Source organism: Desulfarculaceae bacterium (assembly GCA_020444545.1).
Classification (GTDB): Bacteria; Desulfobacterota; Desulfarculia; order Desulfarculales; family Desulfarculaceae; genus Desulfoferula.
On the sequence record JAHLKT010000002.1, the window covers coordinates 738,630 to 758,652 of the forward strand.

At 65.9% G+C, this 20,023-nt stretch carries 22 protein-coding genes; 8 read left to right on the forward strand and 14 right to left on the reverse strand.

Features of this window, described 5'->3' with window-relative positions; all coding sequences use genetic code 11:
- Window positions 1-28: 28 nt before the first annotated feature.
- The 4 genes from grpE to KQH53_07915 all read right to left on the reverse strand — a co-directional run bounded on the left by grpE (window position 29) and on the right by KQH53_07915 (window position 3,812).
- On the reverse strand, window positions 29-547 hold the full coding sequence (gene grpE / locus KQH53_07900) for a nucleotide exchange factor GrpE (GenBank protein ID MCB2226587.1): 519 nt from the start codon (window positions 545-547) through the stop codon (window positions 29-31).
- Between the two features lie 24 nt (window positions 548-571).
- Entirely contained in the window at window positions 572-1,615 is a 1,044-nt protein-coding gene (gene hrcA / locus KQH53_07905) for a heat-inducible transcriptional repressor HrcA (GenBank protein MCB2226588.1), read from the reverse strand.
- Between the two features lie 92 nt (window positions 1,616-1,707).
- Complete coding sequence (locus KQH53_07910) at window positions 1,708-2,562, reverse strand: hypothetical protein (GenBank protein MCB2226589.1); 855 nt, start codon at window positions 2,560-2,562, stop codon at window positions 1,708-1,710.
- A gap of 140 nt (window positions 2,563-2,702) precedes the next feature.
- Complete coding sequence (locus tag KQH53_07915; GenBank protein MCB2226590.1) at window positions 2,703-3,812, reverse strand: choloylglycine hydrolase family protein; 1,110 nt, start codon at window positions 3,810-3,812, stop codon at window positions 2,703-2,705.
- Window positions 3,813-3,973: 161 nt separating this feature from the next.
- Between KQH53_07915 and KQH53_07920 the strand changes: the two genes are divergently transcribed.
- Both KQH53_07920 and KQH53_07925 read left to right on the forward strand, forming a co-directional pair.
- The gene (locus KQH53_07920; GenBank protein ID MCB2226591.1) at window positions 3,974-4,318 is read left to right on the forward strand and encodes a CGGC domain-containing protein; all 345 of its coding nucleotides are present in this window, start codon (window positions 3,974-3,976) and stop codon (window positions 4,316-4,318) included.
- 108 nt (window positions 4,319-4,426) lie between these two features.
- A complete protein-coding gene (locus KQH53_07925; protein ID MCB2226592.1) occupies window positions 4,427-5,323 on the forward strand; it encodes a B12-binding domain-containing radical SAM protein in 897 nt (298 codons plus the stop codon).
- 381 nt (window positions 5,324-5,704) lie between these two features.
- Here the strand turns inward: KQH53_07925 and KQH53_07930 are convergent, their stop codons facing one another.
- The 6 genes from KQH53_07930 to KQH53_07955 form a co-directional block, all read right to left on the reverse strand.
- Window positions 5,705-6,352 carry a DUF2939 domain-containing protein gene (locus KQH53_07930; protein ID MCB2226593.1) on the reverse strand — a complete coding sequence of 216 codons (648 nt, stop codon included), beginning with the start codon at window positions 6,350-6,352 and terminating at the stop codon, window positions 5,705-5,707.
- A complete protein-coding gene (locus KQH53_07935; GenBank protein ID MCB2226594.1) occupies window positions 6,353-6,580 on the reverse strand; it encodes a hypothetical protein in 228 nt (75 codons plus the stop codon).
- Between the two features lie 48 nt (window positions 6,581-6,628).
- Window positions 6,629-7,432 (reverse strand): SAM-dependent chlorinase/fluorinase, encoded by an 804-nt coding sequence (locus KQH53_07940; GenBank protein MCB2226595.1) that lies wholly within the window; start codon window positions 7,430-7,432, stop codon window positions 6,629-6,631.
- On the reverse strand, window positions 7,429-8,169 hold the full coding sequence (locus KQH53_07945) for an NAD-dependent deacylase (GenBank protein ID MCB2226596.1): 741 nt from the start codon (window positions 8,167-8,169) through the stop codon (window positions 7,429-7,431). Before KQH53_07945 ends, KQH53_07940 begins: the two co-directional genes overlap by 4 nt.
- A gap of 103 nt (window positions 8,170-8,272) precedes the next feature.
- On the reverse strand, window positions 8,273-8,575 hold the full coding sequence (locus tag KQH53_07950) for a zinc ribbon domain-containing protein (protein ID MCB2226597.1): 303 nt from the start codon (window positions 8,573-8,575) through the stop codon (window positions 8,273-8,275).
- 31 nt (window positions 8,576-8,606) lie between these two features.
- On the reverse strand, window positions 8,607-9,140 hold the full coding sequence (locus tag KQH53_07955) for a hypothetical protein (protein MCB2226598.1): 534 nt from the start codon (window positions 9,138-9,140) through the stop codon (window positions 8,607-8,609).
- Window positions 9,141-9,304: 164 nt separating this feature from the next.
- On the opposite strand from KQH53_07955, the gene KQH53_07960 reads away from it, so the two are divergent.
- Window positions 9,305-11,914 (forward strand): LamG domain-containing protein, encoded by a 2,610-nt coding sequence (locus tag KQH53_07960; GenBank protein ID MCB2226599.1) that lies wholly within the window; start codon window positions 9,305-9,307, stop codon window positions 11,912-11,914.
- Between the two features lie 2 nt (window positions 11,915-11,916).
- Window positions 11,917-12,621: a 5-formyltetrahydrofolate cyclo-ligase gene (locus KQH53_07965; protein ID MCB2226600.1), complete on the forward strand. Its 705-nt coding sequence runs from the start codon at window positions 11,917-11,919 to the stop codon at window positions 12,619-12,621.
- Here KQH53_07965 and KQH53_07970 read toward each other — a convergent pair.
- Window positions 12,618-13,019, reverse strand: a complete 402-nt coding sequence (locus tag KQH53_07970; GenBank protein MCB2226601.1) for a PilZ domain-containing protein — start codon at window positions 13,017-13,019, stop codon at window positions 12,618-12,620. The genes KQH53_07965 and KQH53_07970 overlap by 4 nt on opposite strands.
- Window positions 13,020-13,156: 137 nt before the next feature.
- On the opposite strand from KQH53_07970, the gene glgA reads away from it, so the two are divergent.
- A complete protein-coding gene (gene glgA, locus KQH53_07975) occupies window positions 13,157-14,632 on the forward strand; it encodes a glycogen synthase GlgA (protein ID MCB2226602.1) in 1,476 nt (491 codons plus the stop codon).
- A 9-nt stretch (window positions 14,633-14,641) separates the two neighbouring features.
- Here the strand turns inward: glgA and KQH53_07980 are convergent, their stop codons facing one another.
- From KQH53_07980 to KQH53_07990, 3 genes are read right to left on the reverse strand one after another with little or no spacing between them, the layout of a single operon-like run.
- Complete coding sequence (locus tag KQH53_07980) at window positions 14,642-15,076, reverse strand: hypothetical protein (protein MCB2226603.1); 435 nt, start codon at window positions 15,074-15,076, stop codon at window positions 14,642-14,644.
- Window positions 15,073-15,948: an ATP-dependent sacrificial sulfur transferase LarE gene (larE, locus tag KQH53_07985; GenBank protein MCB2226604.1), complete on the reverse strand. Its 876-nt coding sequence runs from the start codon at window positions 15,946-15,948 to the stop codon at window positions 15,073-15,075. Before larE ends, KQH53_07980 begins: the two co-directional genes overlap by 4 nt.
- Window positions 15,949-15,953: 5 nt before the next feature.
- Window positions 15,954-16,547, reverse strand: coding sequence for a CBS and ACT domain-containing protein (locus tag KQH53_07990; protein MCB2226605.1), 594 nt, complete (start codon window positions 16,545-16,547; stop codon window positions 15,954-15,956).
- 312 nt (window positions 16,548-16,859) lie between these two features.
- Here KQH53_07990 and KQH53_07995 point away from each other — a divergent pair, with 312 nt between their 5' ends.
- Genes KQH53_07995 through KQH53_08005 form a run of 3 tightly spaced genes read left to right on the forward strand, consistent with a single transcriptional unit; the run spans window position 16,860 to window position 19,864 of the window.
- Complete coding sequence (locus KQH53_07995; GenBank protein MCB2226606.1) at window positions 16,860-18,500, forward strand: CTP synthase; 1,641 nt, start codon at window positions 16,860-16,862, stop codon at window positions 18,498-18,500.
- 30 nt (window positions 18,501-18,530) lie between these two features.
- On the forward strand, window positions 18,531-19,337 hold the full coding sequence (kdsA, locus tag KQH53_08000; protein MCB2226607.1) for a 3-deoxy-8-phosphooctulonate synthase: 807 nt from the start codon (window positions 18,531-18,533) through the stop codon (window positions 19,335-19,337).
- Window positions 19,337-19,864 carry a phenylphosphate carboxylase subunit delta gene (locus KQH53_08005; protein ID MCB2226608.1) on the forward strand — a complete coding sequence of 176 codons (528 nt, stop codon included), beginning with the start codon at window positions 19,337-19,339 and terminating at the stop codon, window positions 19,862-19,864. Before kdsA ends, KQH53_08005 begins: the two co-directional genes overlap by 1 nt.
- The last annotated feature ends 159 nt before the right edge of the window (window positions 19,865-20,023 follow it).

Below are 20,023 nucleotides of genomic sequence, written 5' to 3' on the forward strand. Positions count from 1 at the left end.
GGGCTCTCCCGCTTAGGGCTTGGCCGGATCAGGAAGATTTTTTGCTGACCACCACCATGGCCGGCCGGAGCAGACGCCCCTGAAACAGGTAGCCTTTCTGGGCCACGGCGATCACCGTGTTCTCGTCCAGCTCGGGATTTTCCTGCTGCATCATGGCCTCGTGGAGCTCGGGGTCAAAGGGCTGGCCCATGGCCTCCATGGGTTCCAGGCCGTGGCGCTCCAGGGTCTTCAAGAGCTCGCCGTGGATCATCTCCACCCCTTGGGCCAGGGTGGCCTCGCCGCCGCCCGTGGCCGCGCTTTCCAGGGCCCGCTCCAGGTTGTCTAAGACGGGCAACAGGTCCTTGACCAGGCCCTCGTTGGCTCGCTTGAAGAAATCGGCCTTTTCGCGCTCGGTGCGCTTCTTGTAGTTGTCCAGCTCCGCCGCCTGCCGGAGCATGCGCTCCTTGAGCTCGGCCAGCTCCCCGCCCTCTTCCGGGGCCTGGGAGGCCTGCTCCTCGGACTCGGCCTGGGGAGCCTTTTCGGCGTCCGGTTTTTCGATCTTTATCACGCTGACTGATCCCTTCTTTCCGCTCTACTTGGTGCGCTCGTCCAGGATGCGGCTGACCAGGCGGGCGGTGAAGTCCACCATGGGAATGACTTTGGAATAATCCATGCGAGTGGGGCCGATGATGCCCAGGGCCCCCAGGGGCTGGTCCTGATCGCCATAGGCCGAGGTGACCAGGGTGAGGCCCTCCAACTCGGCCTGCTCACTTTCCGAGCCGATGACCAGGCGCACGCCCTGAGCGGTGAGCGCCTTGTCCAGCAAGCGCAGCAGGGTGGATTTTTCCTCAAAGGTCTGAAAAATACCTCGCAGGCGCACCACGTCGCGGAACTCGGGCTGGTCCATCAGATTGCTCTGGCCGTCGATTAATAGATCGCCCTCCGAGCGGCTCTGCAAGGCCTGCTTGCCCAGGGTGAGGGCCCGCGAGAGCACCGCGTCAAAACGGTTGCGCTCCTGGGCCATCTCCTGGGCCACCCGCTGCTTTACCTGGCCCAGAGTCAGGTCTGCCAAAAGTTCGTTGAGGTAGCGGGAGTACTTGTCCAGCTCCTCTTGGGCGATGTCTTCCTCGGCCTCGATGATGCGGTTCTGCACCCCACCGGCCTTGGAGACCAGCACCACCAGGATGAGCCCGGCGGCCAGGCGCACGAACTCCATATGCCGGAACACCTCCTGTTCCGGGCTGGGCACCGCCACCAGGGAGGCCTGGCGGCTGATCTGACTCAGGGCCCGGCTGGTGGCCTTGAAAATGTCGTTGAGGTCGTAGAGCTGGTGGCCGTCGAGCTGGGCCCGGATGGCTGCCTTGACCGACTCGTCCAGCTCGTCCAGCTCCAGGATGGAGTCCACGTAAAAGCGCATGCCGTCCGGGGTGGGGATGCGGCCGGCCGAAATGTGGGGCTGGGCCAAAAAGCCCATTTCCTCCAAGTCGGCCATAACGTTGCGAATGGTGGCCGCGGAAAAGCTCACGTTCTTCTGCTTGGAAATGGTGCGGGAACCCACCGGCTCGGCCGTGGCGATATAGGTGGCCACCACCGAGGAGAGCACCAAGCGAGCGCGCGAGGAAAGTTCATCCGCCACAGATACTTACCGCCTTTTTCACCCGAAATATATGACTGATAGGAATCTAGCAACCCCAGGGGGCCATGTCAAGGCAAGCCCCCGAATAAGCTTTAAGTTTCGAGACTTAGCCAGTCCCACAGGGCCAGAATGATCCGCTTGTCCCCGTCGCTCAGCCCCATTTCTTCCAAACGCACGCCTTTGAGACGCTCCAGAGCCTCGCGGCGCCCCTCGGCGCTGCGGTCCGTCCCGGTTCCGTTGATCTGGTCCAGGGCCAGTTGCAGGGCCTCCACCAAGGGCAGGCTGGCCCCTTCTTGGCAGAGCCTCAGGCCCAGGCCGCTGATCAGACAGGCCAGGTGGTGGTCCACCACCTGGATCACCGTGGCGGCCAGCTCCGGAGCCTGGTCCTTGCTGGCCTTGGCGATGGCCGCTTCGTCCTCTCCCTGAGGCTTGATCAGCACCCCCTGGGCCCCGGCGTGGGTCATGGCCGCCGCATCGGCCAGGGAACCCTTGCGGCTGTAACCCAGGGCCGCGGCCTCGGGATAGTGCTCGCGCACCGAGGCCAGGGCGCTCAGCCCGAACTTGGGCCCCTGCCCCAGCTGGGCGGCCACCTCAAGGAACGCGGCCTGGGCCGTGGCCGCGCGGGCGTAAACCCTGCGCAGGAATTGGTTGGCCCGTTCCCAGCCCTCGCCCTCCAGGCCCTCGTAGAGCGGCTCCACGGCCTCGCCCGGGCCCATGAGCTTGGCCAGATCCTCGGGCGCGGGCAGCTCGCCGGGCTCGCTGCCCGGTTTTGCGCCGTAGATGTCCAGCAAAAAGCAGAGGCAGAGCTTGCCCTCCAGCTTGCGCTGGGCCCGCTCAAAGTCGCGGGCATAGATCATCTCCACGTTCTTAAAGGCCGGAGCGATGTTTTGGCTGAAGTTGTCCAGCTCGAATTCTGTGTCGTCTATGAAGCAGATAGTGGGCTGCATTTCAGGCTGGCTCTCCTTGGGACGCGGGGCGGGCCCCGACGGCGCCGGGACAAATTAGGCTTAACTATAAAGCATATAGAGTCCACATAGGCCGGGGCAAACAAAAAGAACCCCCGCCCTAGCCGCCAAGGCCGTCCCGCTCACTTGGCCGGGGTTATGTCCTTGTAGTCCTGTTCCTTTTTCCGGTCCATGGGCAGGTGGACTATCTTATTCCCCGAGAAATCCAACTTGTCCATCTTGAGGCGGCGCACCCGGCGGTCGTTCTGGGTGTGGAAGTAGAGCAGCTTGTTACGCGTATCCCAGCCGCTGGTCCAGATGGTGGAGCTGCGCATACCCTTGCTGGCCTTGGTGCTGCCGCCCTCGCCGCTGCCCAGGGGCACGTTGAAATTATCCAGGATGCGGAAAAGCTCGTATATGGCTTCCGGGCCGTCGGGCAGAGGGCGGTGGGTCTGGGTCCAGGCCACGGCCCGGATGAAGCGCGAGGGCGGGGTGAAATCGCCCGGCAGGCCGATCATGCCGCTGCCGTGGCCCAAGGGGGTGAAGTCCTCGTCGGCCAGCTTCTTGCCGGGAATGCCCACGGGCGACAGGTTGATGTAGTTACGCAGGTTGGTGGTGTGCCAGTCATAGGTGGGCGCGTTGGTGATCACCGCCAGGGGGCTGTCGAACACCTTCATGCGCCCCTCGTGGAACTCGATGACCACCGCCTTGCCCGAGGGCTCGGTGAACATCCAATGCGCCTCCACCGGCTTGCCGATGGCCGGCTCCATCACCGCCACCACTCGGACCTTTTTCAAGGCAGCCACGGCCTGGTCCACGCCGGCGCACTGGGAGAGCACGAAAGCCACCACGTCGGCCGCGGTGATGGTGTCCTTTGACTTGGCCGGGTCGTATTTGGGGTAGACCGCGAAGCCGGGGTGATAGAACAGCCCGGCGGTGAGGCCCGCCTGGTTCATGCCGTCGGCAAACACGTCCCGGTGCACCATGTCCAGGGCCACGAAGCCGTACTTGGCCACCCAGCGCTTGCCGTTGAGGCCCTGCGGCGTGGTGCCCACAAAGGCGTAGCCCTTGGGCACGATGGCCACGCGGGACTCCAGATCAAACGCGCCCCACTCCATGGAGCGGCCGTAGACCGTGGCCCCGTCCTTGGCCTTGAGCCGTATGCCGGTGCAGGCCTCGGCCGGGAGGGAAGCTAGGGCCGCCATGGCCAGGCAGGCGATCGAGAGCAGGATCGTGCTTATGTTCCGGCGCATAGCGCGTCTCCGTATGGGTATTATCTATTTGGTAGCATCAACCGCCCCGGCCAAACAAGCTGGACGCAAGCCGCTTGACCGCCTTGGCCGGTGGTGCTAATTAATTCCCCATAACTTTCAGGGAATCAACGGCCCGCCAGGGCCCCCAAGGAGGACCTTCAATGAAAAAAGTGCTGATCATAGGCTGCGGCTCTTACATGGACAGCGGCTACGGCTGCCCCGGCGAGTGGCGCTGTCTCAAGGCCGCCGCCATGGGCGAAGGCAATTTCGACGAGCCGGTGCAGGTGCTGGGCTTCCACACCTGTCATTGCCCCGGCCGCAACACCATCTCCAATCTGGGCATGAACATGAAGCTGGCCGAGGTCAAGCCCGACGCCATCTATTTGAGCTCCTGTATGGCCGGAGCCAAGCCCGAGTGCCCCTACACCAAGCCCGAAGACCTGGCCGAGATGATCACCGGCAAGACCGGCATCCCGGTGGTTCTGGGCACCCACGACTACCACTAGTTTACGCGCCCGCCGCCCTCCCCGGCCTGTCCGGGGAGGGCCTTTGCTTGCACCCCGCCCCTTCCGCCCTTATAAATATAGGCGCACCCTGTTCCATTGGAGAGACACATGGACTGCGCCAGCGAACCCACCGGCTTTGACTACGTAGGCAACTGCATCCGCCCGCCCAGCGAGGCTTATTCCATACTGATCCAGGCCACCCTGGGCTGCTCGCACAACAAGTGCGGCTTCTGCGGCACCTACCGCGACAAACGCTTCGCCATCAAGGACCAGGCCATCCTGGAACGGGACATCGAGTTCGCCTCCAAGCACTGCTCGCGCCAGCGCCGGGTGTTCATCATGGACGGCGACGCCCTGATCATGCCCATGAAGCGCTGGGAGTGGCTGCTCACCCAGATCAAACAAAAGCTGCCCTGGGTGACCAGGGTGGGGGCCTATGCCAACTCCAAGGCCGTGGCCATGAAGAGCGACGAGGAGCTGGCGCGGCTCAAGGAGCTGGGCCTGGGCATCCTCTACTTCGGAGTGGAGAGCGGCCATCCCGAGGTGCTCAAGCACATCGTCAAGGGCGCCAGCCCGGCCAAGCTAATCGAGCAGGGCCAACGGGTAAAAAAGGCGGGCATCAAGCTGAGCGTCACGGTGCTCCTGGGCATCGGCGGCACCAAGCTGAGCCTGGAGCACGCCAAGGCCACCGGCGAGCTCTTGAGCAAAATGCAGCCCGACTATGTGGGCGCGCTGACCCTGATGCTGATTCCCGGCACCCCGCTGCACGACCTCTACGAGCGCGGCGAGTTCGAGGTTCCCGGGGTTGAGGGCATGCTCCGCGAGCTGCGCGAGATGATCGCCCACACCGACCTGGGCGGCGGGCTGTTCTATTCCAACCACGCCTCCAACTATCTGCCGGTCAAGGCGGTGCTGCCGCGCGACCGCGAGCAGACCCTGGCCCTGATCGACCAGGCCCTGCAAGGCCGGGTGGGGCTCAAGCCGGAATGGATGCGGGCGTTGTAAAGAGGCTGTCTGAAATTATTGCATGGGGCGGGGTGCCTCCCCGCCCTTTGCTTACAAAAAGGCAAAGCAGCGGTTAAGGAAAAAAGAAAGCTGAGAAAGCTTAACTTGGAGGCGCAATACGGATGCTGATGCCATCCAGCTGGCGCCTGCCGCGCTGCCGCCCACCGGACAGGCCGCCCAACCCAGGCCGGACTTATTCCTTCCCTACCCTCTTCTGATCTTCATTCTTCCTGGCCATGGCAGAGATTGCTTCGCTTCGCTCGCAATGACAATAGCGTTATGTCATTGCGATGAGCGGCCAACAGGACGCGACGAAGCAATCTCTGCAGGCACAGAGAAGTCACGCCTCTGGCGGGGCCGTCACGAAAGGAATAGTTGGTACTATTGCGAGGCTGGTTGCCCCTGGGTCTGGTCCGTGGGCGGGCTGGCCGGCTGGGGAGCGGGCGCGGCCTGGGGCTGCTGCTTCTCGCTGCGCTCCTCGATCTGGATGCCGTAGCGGTCCTTGAGGAACTCCTTGCCCAGGGCCTTCAAGTCGCGCGAGTCGATGGACACCACCCGCCAGTGCTCGCCCTCTTTCTGGTGCATGCCCAGGCGCAGGCGGCGGCCCTGCCCCGGCTCTGAGAGCACCACCAGGGCGTAGTTGCGGTTGGTGGTCACGTTGGCCGCGAACACCAGGGTCCAGGAGCTGGGCAGGTTCTGGCGGTTGGGGTCCTTGATGGCCTTGGAGACCTCGTAGCGGGCCTGATCCACCGCCGCGCCCATGAAGGCCCCGGCCAGTCCCCGGATGATGCTGCGCCGCTGCTCGTCCTCGCCCTTGGGGGCCACCATGTCCACGAAGAAATCTTTTTGTCCCCTGAGCACGCTGTCGATGTCCACATAAGCCAGGAACAGACGGGGCTCACGGTCGTGGATGGCCTTGCCGATCTGGTACAGGGCGTAGCGCGGCCCGCTGAGGAAGCCGTGGGTCAGCCAAAAGGCGCTGGAGGCCAGCGCGGCTAGAATCACCCACAACCACCAGCGCCGCATCATCTACTTTTGCTCCAGGTCGGAGGAACCGGCGGCCGGGGCGGCCATGCCTTCCTTGGAGAAGAGCACCTCGCCCACCACCTTGTCGGCCGCGTCGGCGGTGTCCAGGAGAAGCTCGATCTTCTCGATCATCTCCAGACGCAGCTCTTCGCCCGCGTTGTTAAAGGCGTCGGCCCAGTTGCCGGACTCCAAGAATTCCTTGAACCAGGCTAGATCGTTGGTCTTAAGCATGGGGCGAGTATAGGCCGAGCGCCGGGGGGTGTCAACGCGCGGGACGTACTAGGCCAGGGCCTCCACCCTGACCTCCAGGCCGCGCTCCTTGCCGGGCCTCAGGCCCAGGCGCTGCAAGAGGCTGCCCTGGCTCACGGCCAGCTCCAGGCGTCCCAAGGAGTTGAACAGGGCCACGCCCTGCCCCGCCTCGGCCGAGTCGTAGGATTTGGCGATGCCCTGGATGGCCGTGCCCGCCAGGCTGACCAGGGCCGGGCGGCCGGCCAGGAAACCCTCCACCTGCTCGCGGCCCAGGTTGGTCATCAGGTTGCCGAAGCGGTCGGCCATGAGCACCGCTCCCACTAGGGCGTGTCCCTCCTGCCGGGGCTGCGGCCAGTCCAGGCGCATTGGGTCGCTGATCGCCGGCCCCAGGCTGGAGGCGGCGCGGCCCTTGGCCAAGTGGGCCGCGGCGGGAGCGAATACGTCGCGACCGTGGAAGGTGGCGGACACCGGCTGGCGGAAGATGCTTTGGTCGCTGATCTGGTAGCAGCGCGCCTCAGGGTCCGCGTTCAGCACCGCGCTGAACAGGCCGTTGTCCGGCCCCACCCACAGGCACCCGGCGGCCTCGATGGCCATTGCCCGCCGCTCGCCGCCTACACCCGGGTCCACCACGGCCAGATGCACCGTGCCCGAGGGGAACACGCCGATGGCCTGCTCCAGGGCCAGGGCCCCGGCAGCCACGTCCTGGGGCGCGATATCGTGCTCCAGGTCCACCAGGCGCGCCTCCGGGCAGACGCCCAGGATCACGCCTTTCATAAGGCCCACGAATACGCCCGGGCCGAAGTCGCTGGTCATGGTGATGATCGGCGCGCTCATAGCTGCCTCACGATATCGGGCAATATCTCGCCCGCCTTGCCCATCAGCGACAGGTCCACCTCCGCGCTGTTGGGGGTGGGCTCCAGGTTTATCTCGATCACGAAAGCGCCCGCCTGCTTGGCCACCGAGGCCAGACCGGCCGCCGGCTGTACCACCGCGCTGGTGCCGATGACCAGCATGACCTCGCACCCGGCCGCCGCGCGCCAGGCGTTCTCCAATATGTCGGGGTCCAGATTTTCGCCGAACCAAACCACATGGGGCCTGAGCATGGCACCGCACTCGCGGCAGGCAGGCGGATCGGGGCCGGTCAGCGAACGATCCTCGTAAAGCGCGCCGCAAGCAGTGCAGCGCACCCACCACAGATTGCCGTGCAACTCCAGAATGCGCTGGCTGCCCGCCAGGCGATGCAGGCCGTCCACGTTCTGGGTGATGAGGGTGAAGTCGCTGCCGCGCTTTTCCAGGGCCACCAGGGCCTCATGGGCCGGGTTGGGCGCGCAATCGGCGATGAGCCCCCGCCGCCAGTGGTACCAGCGCCACACCAGCTCCGGGTCGCGGGCAAATGCCTGGGGCGTGGCCAGCTCCTCGGGGCGGTAGTTTTCCCACAGGCCGCCCGGCCCGCGAAAGGTGGGCACCCCGGATTCGGCCGAGATGCCCGCCCCGGTGAGCACGGCCACCCTCTGGGCCTGCCTCAAATGGCTGGCCGCCTGGTTGAGGCCTATATCGCTACGGCTCGGCATGATGGCCAAGATAGGCGCGAAAGCACGGACCTGTCAATCGCGGGACAAAACAAAGCGCCCCCCGGCTGGGAAGCGCTTGGAATCGTATAGGTGCGAAGCGGGGCTATTCGGCCTTGGCCTCCTTGGCCTTTTTCTCTTTCTTTTTGGTCTCGGTCTTGGGGGCGGTGTCCGCCGGGGCGCTGGAAGAGGTGTCGCCGTCGCCGGCCGGGGCCGCCACCGAGGAGTTCTTGCCCTTGTAGTCGGTCACGTACCAGCCGCCGCCCTTGAGCTGGAAGGAGTTCAGGCTCATGATCTTCTTTACCTTGCCGCCGCAGTGAGGGCATTTTTTCAGCGGGGGGTCGGAGATCTTTTGCAGGGCTTCGCAAACCTGGTTGCATTTACTGCATTCATATTCATAAACCGGCATGACCTAACTCCTTACGGCTTGTCTGTATCGCCTAGCAGTGGCCCTGATGCAGGGCGGCCGCTGAGTCCTCGTAACAACGCAGCACCTGGTCCAGGCGGGGCAGAGGCACCTTTTTGAGCACCTCTCGGCTGAGGCGGTGAACCTCGGCCTCCTCGGCCTGGCGACGCTGGTGATCCAGATCGAAAAGCTGCACATAAGTGCTGAAGCGGACCACGTGCACCAACTCGTGCACCATCACGTAGGTGAGCAAGGGCAGGAACATCTCCTTGGCCCCTTCGCGCCGCGCCACCTCCAGGAAGTTGTGGTCCTGGAAGCAGATGCGCCAGTAATCCTTGCCGCGCAGACGTTTCTCGTGCGACTTGCGCAACTTGAGAACCTGGGCCAGGGCCTCGCCGCTCACCTCCTCGGGCGAAAGCTCGGCCAGGGTGCGCACCTCAAAGGGGTGGCGGCACCAGAATCCCTCGGACAGCCGAAAGTGGTCGCTCACGCTGTCCTCGGCCACGCTGAGGCCCTCGTGCAATAGCCTCAACTCTTCGCGGCCAAATATGGCTTGGGGGCGCGTCATCGCTCCTCCGCTGGCTCACGACAGGAATATAGTCACGCCTCGGCAAGGGTGCAAGCCTTTTTGTTGATTTTTTCCGGCTCCTTGCCCGGCATTGACAACCCCCGCCCCCGCGGGGACAATGATGAGCGACCCACTTGCTTCCCCTTTCCTGGCCGGGACGGATTATGCGCCTCAAGCACCTGATTAGACTGACGTTATCCTTGTTGCTCCTCACCGGGTTCGCCGCAGGCGCCCCGGCCGCCGCGCCTCCCGCCCTGCTGGACGGCCTGTATCAGCCCGCCGACGCCTCGGCCACCGCCCTGGTGGCGGCCCAGCCCGACGGTTCGTTGATCATGCGCCTGTGGCAAGGCAGCGAGGCGGTGCACGACGGCGGCTTCGCCTTTTTGGGCCGTCTGGTGCCCGGCCCCCAGGGCAAACGCCTCACCGGCACCTGGCAAGCCCTGCCCGGCTCCTGCTGCCCCGGCCGGGGCCGCCAAGAGATCGAGGTGCTGGGGCCCGAATCCTTCCGTTTCGCCTCTTTCGCGCCTTCCCTGGACCGCACGGCCTGGCCCGGGGACAGCGGCCGCATCTTCCGCCGGGTGGCCGGCCCGCCCAGCGACGAGCCCGCCCAGCGCCTGGGCGGCCAGTGGCGGGTGACCTACTGGTACAACGGCCTGCTGCCGGGCGGCGCCCCGGCAGACCTCACCCAGGGCTCCCTCACCCTCACTCCCATGGGCGAGTCCTTGCAGGGCGCGTGGCAGGATCATCCCGGCGCGCTCACCGTAATGCCTTCACCGGGCGGGGCCACCCTCACCTACGCGGACCCCGAGGCCCGTTTCGAGCTCAACGCCCAACTGGCCGAGGAGGCCGGCGGCCTGAACCTGGTGGGGGTATTCTCCTCCACCCTGGGCAAGGGCCAGATGGTGCTGACCCGCCAGGGACTGCCCGCCTCGCCCCCCGGCCCCCAGATCGCCCAGGAGGGCAACCTCAGCGGCCTGTGGGTGGACCAGCGCACGGGCAGCGACTTCTACAAGATCACCGGCTCGGACAACGGCTTCAGCTTCCTGGCCTACGGTGGCGACCGCAACCAGCCGCGCTATCTTTCCAAGGGCCGTGCCGCTCCGGCCGGGCCCGGCCAGTTGGAAGGCGAGGCCAAGGACCAGGCCGGTTATTGCTGCGGCAACCAAGGCCAGTTCAGCTTCAAGCTGATAAGCCCCGAACAGATGGAGGTGACCGCCTATTGGTGGCCCCAGAACCAGCCACGGCCGCAGAACCTGCGGGGCGAGAGCTTCATGGTCCTGCGTGCCTCTGGCAGCCAGCCGGACATGGCCGCCACCCCGGCGGGATGGCCCCAGGTGCTTAGCTCGCGGGCCGACCTGCCCGCCGGCGAGAGCGGCTCCTTGCAGGTGCTGTTCAAGCCCAGCGAGGCCCCGGGCGCGCCCCAGACCCTGTTCTCCCAGGGCGGCTACAACCGCCGCCTGGAGCTGTACCTCACCCCCGAGGGCCGCTTGGCCGCGCTCATCGACACCGCTCAGGGGCCGGTGGAGCTCAACTCCACCGCCGTGGCCGAGCCCGGCCGCGAGCACGCCGCCTGGCTGATCTGGCAGGCCGGCGGCGAGGCGCGGCTCTACCTGGACGCCACCCAGGTGGCCGCCGCCAACCTGCCCGCGCCCTGGACCGGATCGGAAGCGCCCTATTTGGTGGGCGGCAGCCGCTGGCCGGACCGGGTCTTCCACGGCGACATCGACGAAGTGCGCCTCTGGGCCAGCGCCCAGAACCCGGACGAGGCCACCCCGCCCAACCTGACCATCACCCCGGGCGCGGCCCAGCCGGCCAAGGAGCCCGCCGCCCGGGCCGAGGCCCCGGGCACCCGCACGGTGGTGCGCCTGTGGCACCCCAGCCTGCTCATCCACGCTTACGCGGCCACCCCCGAGGCGATCCAGACCTGGCAGAACCGGGGTTTCCGGGTTCAGGGCCCCGTCGCCCGCTTGTGGACCAAGCCGGTGACCGGCAGCCACCCCCTGTGGGCCTACCAACACCAGAGCGGCTACATGCTCATCAGCCCAAAGTCCAGCCCGCCCGAAGGCTGCACCTCCCTGGGCATCCTGGGCTACGCGCCCGAGGAGCCGGGGCCGGGCCGGGTGGAGCTGTATCAGCTCGACGCCTCCCTGGCCGACCCCCTGCGCGGCTCGGTGGTGCCCGACCGTCTCTTCGCCACGGACAAGGCCACCTTGGAGCGTGCCCGCAAGGCGGGCTACGGCCAACCGGTCAAGGTGGCCCTGGTGCTGCCTCCGACCAAGCCGGCCGTCTTCGCCGCCCCCCTGCTCTACACCTGGGACGGCGCTTGGCGCGGCGAGGGCTGGGGCCGTTTCTTCCTGCAAAGGCGGGGCAACGAGCTGATCATGTTCTGGTACTACGCCAACATGAAGGGGCCCAAGTTCTACGGCCGCTATCAGCTCTCCAGCGACGGCAAGACCGCCGAAGGCGTGGCCGTTGGCCAGCCCGGCCCCAAGGCTCGCTTCTACCGCCACCAGCTGGTGTTCGACACCACGGCCAAGGCCGGACCCCGGGTGCGGCTAACCTCCTGGCGCCTGGCCGCTCCCCTGGACGACGGCCGCTTGGTGATCTTCGCCAAGCCCCGCTCCAGCCAGACGCTGTTGATCAAGGCCAGCCAGGCCATGCCCGAACGGGAGCGCTCCATCGTGGAGGGTCTGTTCGGATCGCCCAACCCGCGCGCCTTGTATGACGAGGCGGTGGCCAAGGCCAAGGCGGCCGGCCGCCTGCTGGAGCGCTAGATATGGCGAGCAAGGATAATTTGCGCGCCGAACTGGGGGCGCGCTGGAACGAGCTTTGGCCCGACTCCGGCGAGGCGGGTCGCCTGCCCTTGTTCCCCCTGGCGGGTCGCGCGACCGAGCGCCTGCGCCGCTTGCAGGCCTACCGCCTGGCCCAGACCGTGGCGGTCTTGCCATCGCCCAGTCTGCTCCAGGCACGCATTAACGCGCTCAACGACAACAAGAGCCTCTTGGCCGCCACCCCGGGGCTCAAGCAGGGGTTGGTTCGCCTGACTCCCCAGGAAGTGCCCCTGCCCGCGCGCAGCAAGGTTCTGCGAGGCTGGTCCCTGGCCTCGGCGGGCAAGGTGCTGCGCCTGCCCGAAGCCCGGGCGGGCAAGGCTGGTTTGGTGGTGGGCGCGGCCCTGGCCGTGGACCCGGCGGGCCGCATCCTGGGCGACGGCCGGGGGCTCCTGGATCTGTTCTGGGCTCTATTAATGCGCCTTGGGGCCATCAAGGCCAAGACGCCGGTGGTGGTGGTGGCGGCGGACGAGCAAGTGGTGGATGAGCTGCCCGGCGATTCCTGGGACGTGGGGGCGGACATCATCCTGACCCCCACCCGCACCATTCAGGTGAGCGGCGCGGCCAGGCCCGAGCCCGATCTGGACAGCCTGCCCGAAGCCCTGGCCGGGCTGCCCGTGGTGCAGGCCGTGCGGGGCATGGCCCGGGGCTAGTTCTTGCGGTTGAGGCGGCGCCAGGCCAAGGGTGTGGCCCGGTCTTCCATGCACAGGCGCAGCCCCACCCGGAAGGGCGGCCCCTCGGCGGTCATCTCCCGGTTGATCCACCTGACCTCCCCCTGCACGGTGAGTTCCGCGCCCTCCTCGGGGCGCAGGCACAGCTCCAGAGGGTAGTCCTGGGGAGCCTCCAGGCAACGGTGCAGATGGAACCCGCCGCAATCCAGGCGTTCCAGGGCCAGGCAGCATCCGCTGGGCGAATGGTCCATGATTATGGCCGGGTATTGTTCAGTGAGCTGGTTGCCGGAGAACTGGTCTCGCACCAGGAAACAGGCTTTCAGGCTGGAGGGATGGCGCGGTTCGGAACGGCGCTCCATATGAAAAGGCCACAGCTTCATGTGTCCCCTTACATCAAAAAATGGACCCAGCCGTGGCCTACGCATGGTCATGATCACCTTTAATTGACAAAATGTCAATCCCCTTGGATAGTTGAAAGCGTAACTCGCACCCAAGGCCAACCACGCAGGAGCTCGCTTTGTCAGCCGCCAGAGCCTCGGACCCCATCAGCGTACTGTTTCTGACCCCGGAAGTGACTCCTCTGGCCAAGACCGGCGGCCTGGGCGACGTGGCCGGCGGGCTACCCCCGGCCCTGGCCGCCCTGGGCCTGGACGTGCGGGTGGTCATGCCCCTGTACGGCGACATAGACCGCGCGGCCCACGGCCTCAAGGACACCGGCCTCAGCTTCCCGGTGCCCGTGGACGATCATGCCTACACCTGCCACCTGTGGCAGGTTGAGTTGAACGATTGCCCTATATACCTACTAGGGAATGACGGACTTTTCCAGCGAGACGGCCTCTACGGCGATGTTTACGGCGATTTCGGAGACAACCTGACCCGCTTTGTGTTCTTGTGCCGGGGCGCTTTCGAGCTGGCCCGGGCCCTGGACTGGCCCGCTTCGGTGGTGCACGCCCATGACTGGCAGGCCGCCCTGGCAACCGCCTATCTGGCCACCGCGCCCTTTGACCTGGGGCCCCTGGCCAAGGCCAAGGGAGTGGTGACCATCCACAACCTGGCCTTTCAGGGCATCTACCCCCGCTGGGACTTCCCGCTTCTGGGCCTGCCCGAGTGGATGGACTCCATCGACGGGGCCGAGTATTGGGGCAATATCTCCCTGCTCAAGGCCGGGCTCATGACCGCCGACGCCATCACCACGGTGAGCCCCACCTATGCCCAAGAGATTCAGGAGCCCGATCTGGGCATGGGCATGGACGGGGTGCTGCGCCACCGGGCCCGCCTGCTGCACGGCATCCTGAACGGGGTGGACTACGGTGCGTGGTCGCCCGACACGGACCGCCATCTGCCCGCGCCCTACTCGGCGGCCGACCCGGCCAGCAAGGCGGCCTCCCGCGACGAACTGCTAACCACCTTCGGCCTGGAGCCGCCGAGCGACGGCGGCATGGTCCTGGGCTTCATCGGACGCCTGACTTATCAAAAAGGGGTGGACCTGATCGCGGCCACGGCCCACGAGCTGGCCGCGCGGGGGCATCGCCTGGCCCTGCTGGGCACCGGCGACACGGATTTGGAGGCGCGCCTGAAGCACCTGGCCGGAAGCCTGCCGGGCAAGGTGGGACTCAAGCTGACATTCAGCGAAAAGCTGGCCCACCTGCTGCAAGGCGGCAGCGACCTGATGCTCATGCCCAGCCGCTTTGAGCCCTGCGGCCTGAACCAGATGTACGCCCTGCGCTACGGCACCCTGCCCCTGGTGCACGCCACCGGCGGGCTCAAGGACACGGTGGAGGCCTATGACCCGGCCACGGGCGCGGGCGACGGCTTCGTCTTTGCGCCCCACACCCCGGAGGCCCTGCTGGCCCAGGTGTCTTTGGCCGAAAAGGCCCACGCCAGGCCAGACGGCTGGCGCGCCTTGCAGGCGCGGGCCATGGGCCGCGACTTTTCCTGGGCGGCCAGCGCCCAGCGCTACGCTTCCTTGTTCGAGGATCTGCTCAGGGATTGAGCTGAAGGCTCAGTTCAGGGGCGCGCAATCCAAGACCACCTGCTTTACCTCGCCCGCGGTCACGGTCCAGTCGCCCAGGCTGAACTGGCCGGACAAGTAATAGCCGCCGTCGATCTTGAAAGTGCCCTTGGTGCCGTCCTTGGCCACATAGGCGAAGGTCACCAGCTGGCCGGAGCTCGCCTTGGTGGGCGGGTCCAGGCGGGTCATGCTCTTTAGGTCGCGCAGGTCGATGGTGGCTTGTCCCTCATCCATTTGCACCACCACCTCGGTGGCCAGGAAATCCGCCTGGAGCAAGCGGGCCCCGAAGTTCTTCACCCGCATGACCTCGCCGCCGAGCATGGTAACCTTGGCCGCGCAGCCGGTCTCGTCGGCCAGGGCAGCCGGAGACGTCAGCAACCCAACCAGCAGCAGCGCCGCCCCCCAAATTGCCAGCCGCTTGGTCATGCCTTTGTTTCCTCCTTGGCTTCATCCTCCGCGCCGGAGGCGGGATTCTGCCCTCCCCCCATGCGGTAGCCTTCCAGGTCCATGGTCACGTACTGATAGCCCGCCGCCTTGACGGCCTCTATTATGCGGCCGCGCAGGGGCTCGGACAAGGCCCGGGCCAAATCCTCGGGCATCAGCTCCAAACGGGCCAGGGGATGGTGGTCGCGCACCCTGAGGTTGCCTGTGAGCATCCCGCGCAAGGCGGCCTCGGCCCGCTCGATGCGCCCCAGGGCCCCGGCGCTCAGCGGGGTCCCGTAAGGCACCCGCGAGGCCAGGCAGGCCGCGGCCGGCACCTCGGCGGTGGGCAGCCCCAGGGCCCGGCTCAGGGCGCGCACCTCGGCCTTGTTCAGCCCCGCCTCGGCCAGGGGGCTGGCCACGCCCAGCTCCTCCTTGGCCCGGTTGCCGGGCCGGAAGTCGGCCGCATCGTCGGTCTGGCTGCCTTCGGCCAGGGCGGCGATGCCCTTTTCGGCGGCCAGGCGCTTGAGCTCGCCGAAGCGCAGGCGCTTGCAGTGATAGCAACGCTGCTGGTCATTGGCCGCCAGCTCGGGATGGTCAAGCTCGTGGAGGTCGCTCTCGATGAGCTCCACCCCCAAGGCCTCGGCCAGCTCGAGGGCCCGCGCAGCCTCCCAGGAGGGCGTGAAGACGCCCATACACAGGGCGGCGCTCACCCTCCCGCCCAGGGCCTGGCGGGCGGCGGTGAGCAGTAGGGCCGAATCCACCCCGCCGGAAAAAGCCACCAGCAGGGACTCGTGCTCCCCCAAACGCTCCAGGAGCCGGCGCCACTTGGCGGCCAGCTCCGGGGAAAGCTCGCTATCGCGTAGAGAATAGGCCATGCGCCTCAGACCAGGGCGCCGTGCCCCGCCGCCTCCAGGGCAGCCACGATGGGCTCGGTGTCGATCTTCTTCAGGCGGAAGGTGTAGACCCGGCGGCCCACGTCGGAGTTGAGCTGGGCCACGCTGACCACCTCGCCGCCGTGCTTGCGGATGATGCCGTAGACCTCTTCCAGGGAGCCAGATCCGGTACGGAGCACTACGTCCAGGCGGCTGCTCTCGTCCAGCAGACCCAGCAGGGCCACAAAGACTTTGAGGATGTCGGCCAGGGTGATGATGCCCTTGAGCTCGCCGTCGTCCACCACGGGCAGACCGGTGAGGCGGTGGGCGTGAATCAGGCGGGCGGCCTGGTACACCGTTTCCTGGCTGCCGATGGTCAGGGGATCGTGGTGCATCACGTCCTTGACCCTAAGCTCCTCCAGCAGGCTGGCCACGTAGGCGGTGCGCAGATCTATGTCCGTGACCAGGCCCAACAGCTTGCCCTCTTCCAGCACCGGCAGGTGGCGCACCCCATGCTCCTGCATCAAGTTGAGAGCCTCGGCCACCGAGGCCTGGGGCCCGATGGTCCAGGGGGCGGGACTCATGCGATTGGCGACTATCATGCACACCTCCGTAACCCAATGGTCACCTTATTCTTCAGATAGCAGGATTGGGCTAAAAAATGATAGCCTAAATTTAATTGACCCATTGGTCACTAAAACCCAAGGCAGCGGGCTTAGTGACCTTTTTCCGGCCTCAGTGCACCGTGCACAATTTTGCCCCATGGTCTTGGCAAATTTTCACACTATGGTATCTTGACATTCTTCCAGAGATGCTCTTAATTTATAGCTCATGAACAATGTCGGTTCAGCAGGCAGCCAGCCGTTTCATGTGCACTCCGCAATGAACCCTTCGCAACGCAGGAGACCAGGCCAATGACCCCCAAATTTATTTTCACCACTGGTGGTGTGCTTTCTTCCCTGGGCAAGGGTCTGGCCTCGGCCTCCATCGGGGCCCTCCTGGAAGCGCGCGGTCTGTCCGTGGTCCTGCAAAAACTCGACCCCTATGTGAACGTGGACCCGGGCACCATGAACCCCTTCCAGCACGGCGAGGTCTACGTAACCGACGACGGGGCCGAGACCGACCTGGACATGGGGCATTACGAGCGCTTCACCCACGCCAAGATCAGCAAGAAGTGCAACCACACCACCGGCTCCATCTACAACAGCGTGATCACCAAGGAGCGGCGCGGCGACTACCTGGGCGGCACGGTGCAGATCATTCCCCACATCACCGACGAGATCAAGCAGGCCATCACCAACGTGGTCAACGGCTCTGACCTGGCCATCGTGGAGATCGGCGGCACGGTGGGTGACATCGAGTCCCTGCCTTTTTTGGAGGCCATCCGCCAGTTCCGCAACGACGTGGGCAAGGAAAACTGCCTTTATGTGCATTTGACCCTGGTGCCCTACATCAAGACCGCCGGTGAGCTGAAAACCAAGCCCACCCAGCACTCGGTCAGCGAGCTAAGGCGCGTGGGCATCCAGCCGGACATCCTGCTCTGCCGCACCGAAATGCCCCTGGACCGCAGCCTCAAGGAAAAGATAGCCCTGTTCTGCAACGTGGAGCCCGAGGCGGTGATCACCGCCGTGGACGTGGACACTATTTACGAGGTGCCGCTCAAGTTCCACGAGCAGAACCTGGACGAGCAGATCTGCCGCAAGCTGAACATCTGGACCCGCACCCCCAAGCTGGACAATTGGGAGGAGCTGGTCTACAAGCTCAAGCATCCGGCCCACGAGGTGACCATCGCCATGGTGGGCAAGTACGTGGACCTGAGGGAAAGCTACAAGAGCCTCAACGAGGCCCTGTGTCACGGCGGGGTGGCCAACAACAGCAAGGTCAACATCGAGTTCGTGGACTCCGAGCAGGTGGAGCGCGACGGGGTCGGCATCATCGGCGAGGTGGACGGCATCCTGGTGCCCGGCGGCTTCGGCTCGCGCGGGGTGGAGGGCAAGATCAAGGCGGTGCAAAAGGCCCGCGAGGAATCCATCCCCTATTTCGGCATCTGCTTCGGCATGCACATGGCGGTGATCGAGTTCGCGCGCAACGTCCTGGGCTGGAAAGAGGCCCACTCCTCTGAGATCGACCCCAACACGCCCTACCCGGTGATCTACCTCATGCGCGAGTGGTTCGACTTCCGCACCCAGCAGGTCGAGCGCCGCGACGAGCTGACCGACAAGGGCGGCACCATGCGCCTGGGCGCCTACCCCTGCAAGCTGGTGCCCGGCACCCTGGCCCACAAGGCCTACAAGGTGGACGAGATCAGCGAGCGCCACCGCCACCGCTATGAGTACAACAACCAGTTCAAGGAAGAGATGGCCGAGAAGGGCATGATCCTCTCGGGCACCAGCCCGGACGGCGAGCTGGGCGAGATCGCCGAGCTCACCGACCATCCCTGGTTCCTGGGCTGCCAGTTCCACCCCGAGTTCAAATCGCGCCCCATGGACCCCCATCCCCTGTTCCGGGAGTTCATCCGCGCGGCTGTCCGCCACAAGAACGCCAAGGGCAGCTAGGCCGTGGACCAGGAAGTCGCCAGCGTCACCTTGGCCGGGCGGCCCTTTGGCCGGCAAGAGTTTTTCGTCATCGCCGGGCCCTGCGTCATTGAGGACGAGTCGGTCACCCTCACTGTGGCCCGGCATCTGGCCCAGCTTTCGGCCGAGCTTGACCTGCCGCTGATCTTCAAGGCCAGCTTTGACAAGGCCAACCGCACCAGCGTGACCAGCTTCCGGGGGCCGGGCATGGCCACCGGCCTGGAGGTGCTGGCTAAGGTAAAGGACCAGACCGGCCTGCCGGTGATCAGCGACATCCACCACGCGGCCCAGGCCGCCCCGGCCGCCCAGGTGCTGGACGTATTGCAGATCCCCGCCTTTCTCTGCCGCCAGACCGACCTGTTGGTGGCCGCCGGCGAGACCATGAAGCCGGTGAACGTGAAAAAGGGCCAGTTCATGGCCCCGCACGACGTGGGGCCCATCCTGGACAAGGTGAGGAGCACCGGCAACCAGACCGTCTGGCTCACCGAGCGGGGGGCCAGCTTCGGCTACAACAACCTGGTGGTGGACATGCGCTCCATCGCCATCATGCGGGCCCGGGGGGTGCCGGTGGTGTTCGACGCCACCCACAGCGTGCAGCTTCCCGGCGGGCTGGGCACGGCCAGCGGCGGCGACCGCGAGCACGCCCCGGTGTTGGCCCGGGCGGCGGTGGCCGCCGGGGCGGACGCGGTGTTTTTGGAAGTTCATCCCGACCCGGACCAGGCCCGCTGCGACGGCCCCAACAGCCTGCCCCTGTATGAAGTGGGCGCGCTCCTGAAACAGCTCAAGGCCATCCACGCCTTGGTGCGGAGAGAAGCCTGATGAGCCCCAGCCTGCAAGAACGCGCCGCCAAGATAAAGCTCCTGGTGTTGGACATCGACGGGGTGCTCACCGACGGCCGGGTCGTATACGACCAGAACGGCAGCGAGTCGAAGTTCTTTGACATCAAGGACGGCCACGGCATCAAACTTTTGCAGCGGACCGGCATGGGCATAGTGTGGCTCAGCGGCCGGGCATCCACGCCCAACCAGGTGCGAGCCCGCGAGCTGGGCATCGACGAGTTGGTGGAGGGTTGCAAGATCAAGCTGCCCGAGTTCCAGCGCCTGGTGAGTGAGCGCGGCCTGACGCCTGACCAGGCCGCCTTCATGGGCGACGACCTCATCGACCTGCCGCCCATGCGCGCCTGCGGCCTGGCCCTGGCGCCCAGCGACGCCTGGCCCGAGGTAAAGGACGCGGCCCAATGGGTGGCCACCCTGCCCGGCGGCCGGGGCGCGGTACGCCAGGCCTGCGAGCTGCTCATGAAGGCCCAGGGCAAGTGGGAAGAGATTACCAGCCGGTATTTCGATTAGACCGCGCGCTGAAAGAAAGTAATGGGCCGTGGCCGAAGGGCTGCGGTCTTTTGGTTTAGTTTGGAATATAAAGAAGGCAATGCTCCTCGCGGGCGCGTTCTGTCGGCGCAATCCCTTCGGGCGTAGACAAACCCCGCCCCTGCATTTGCCTAGTGTTAA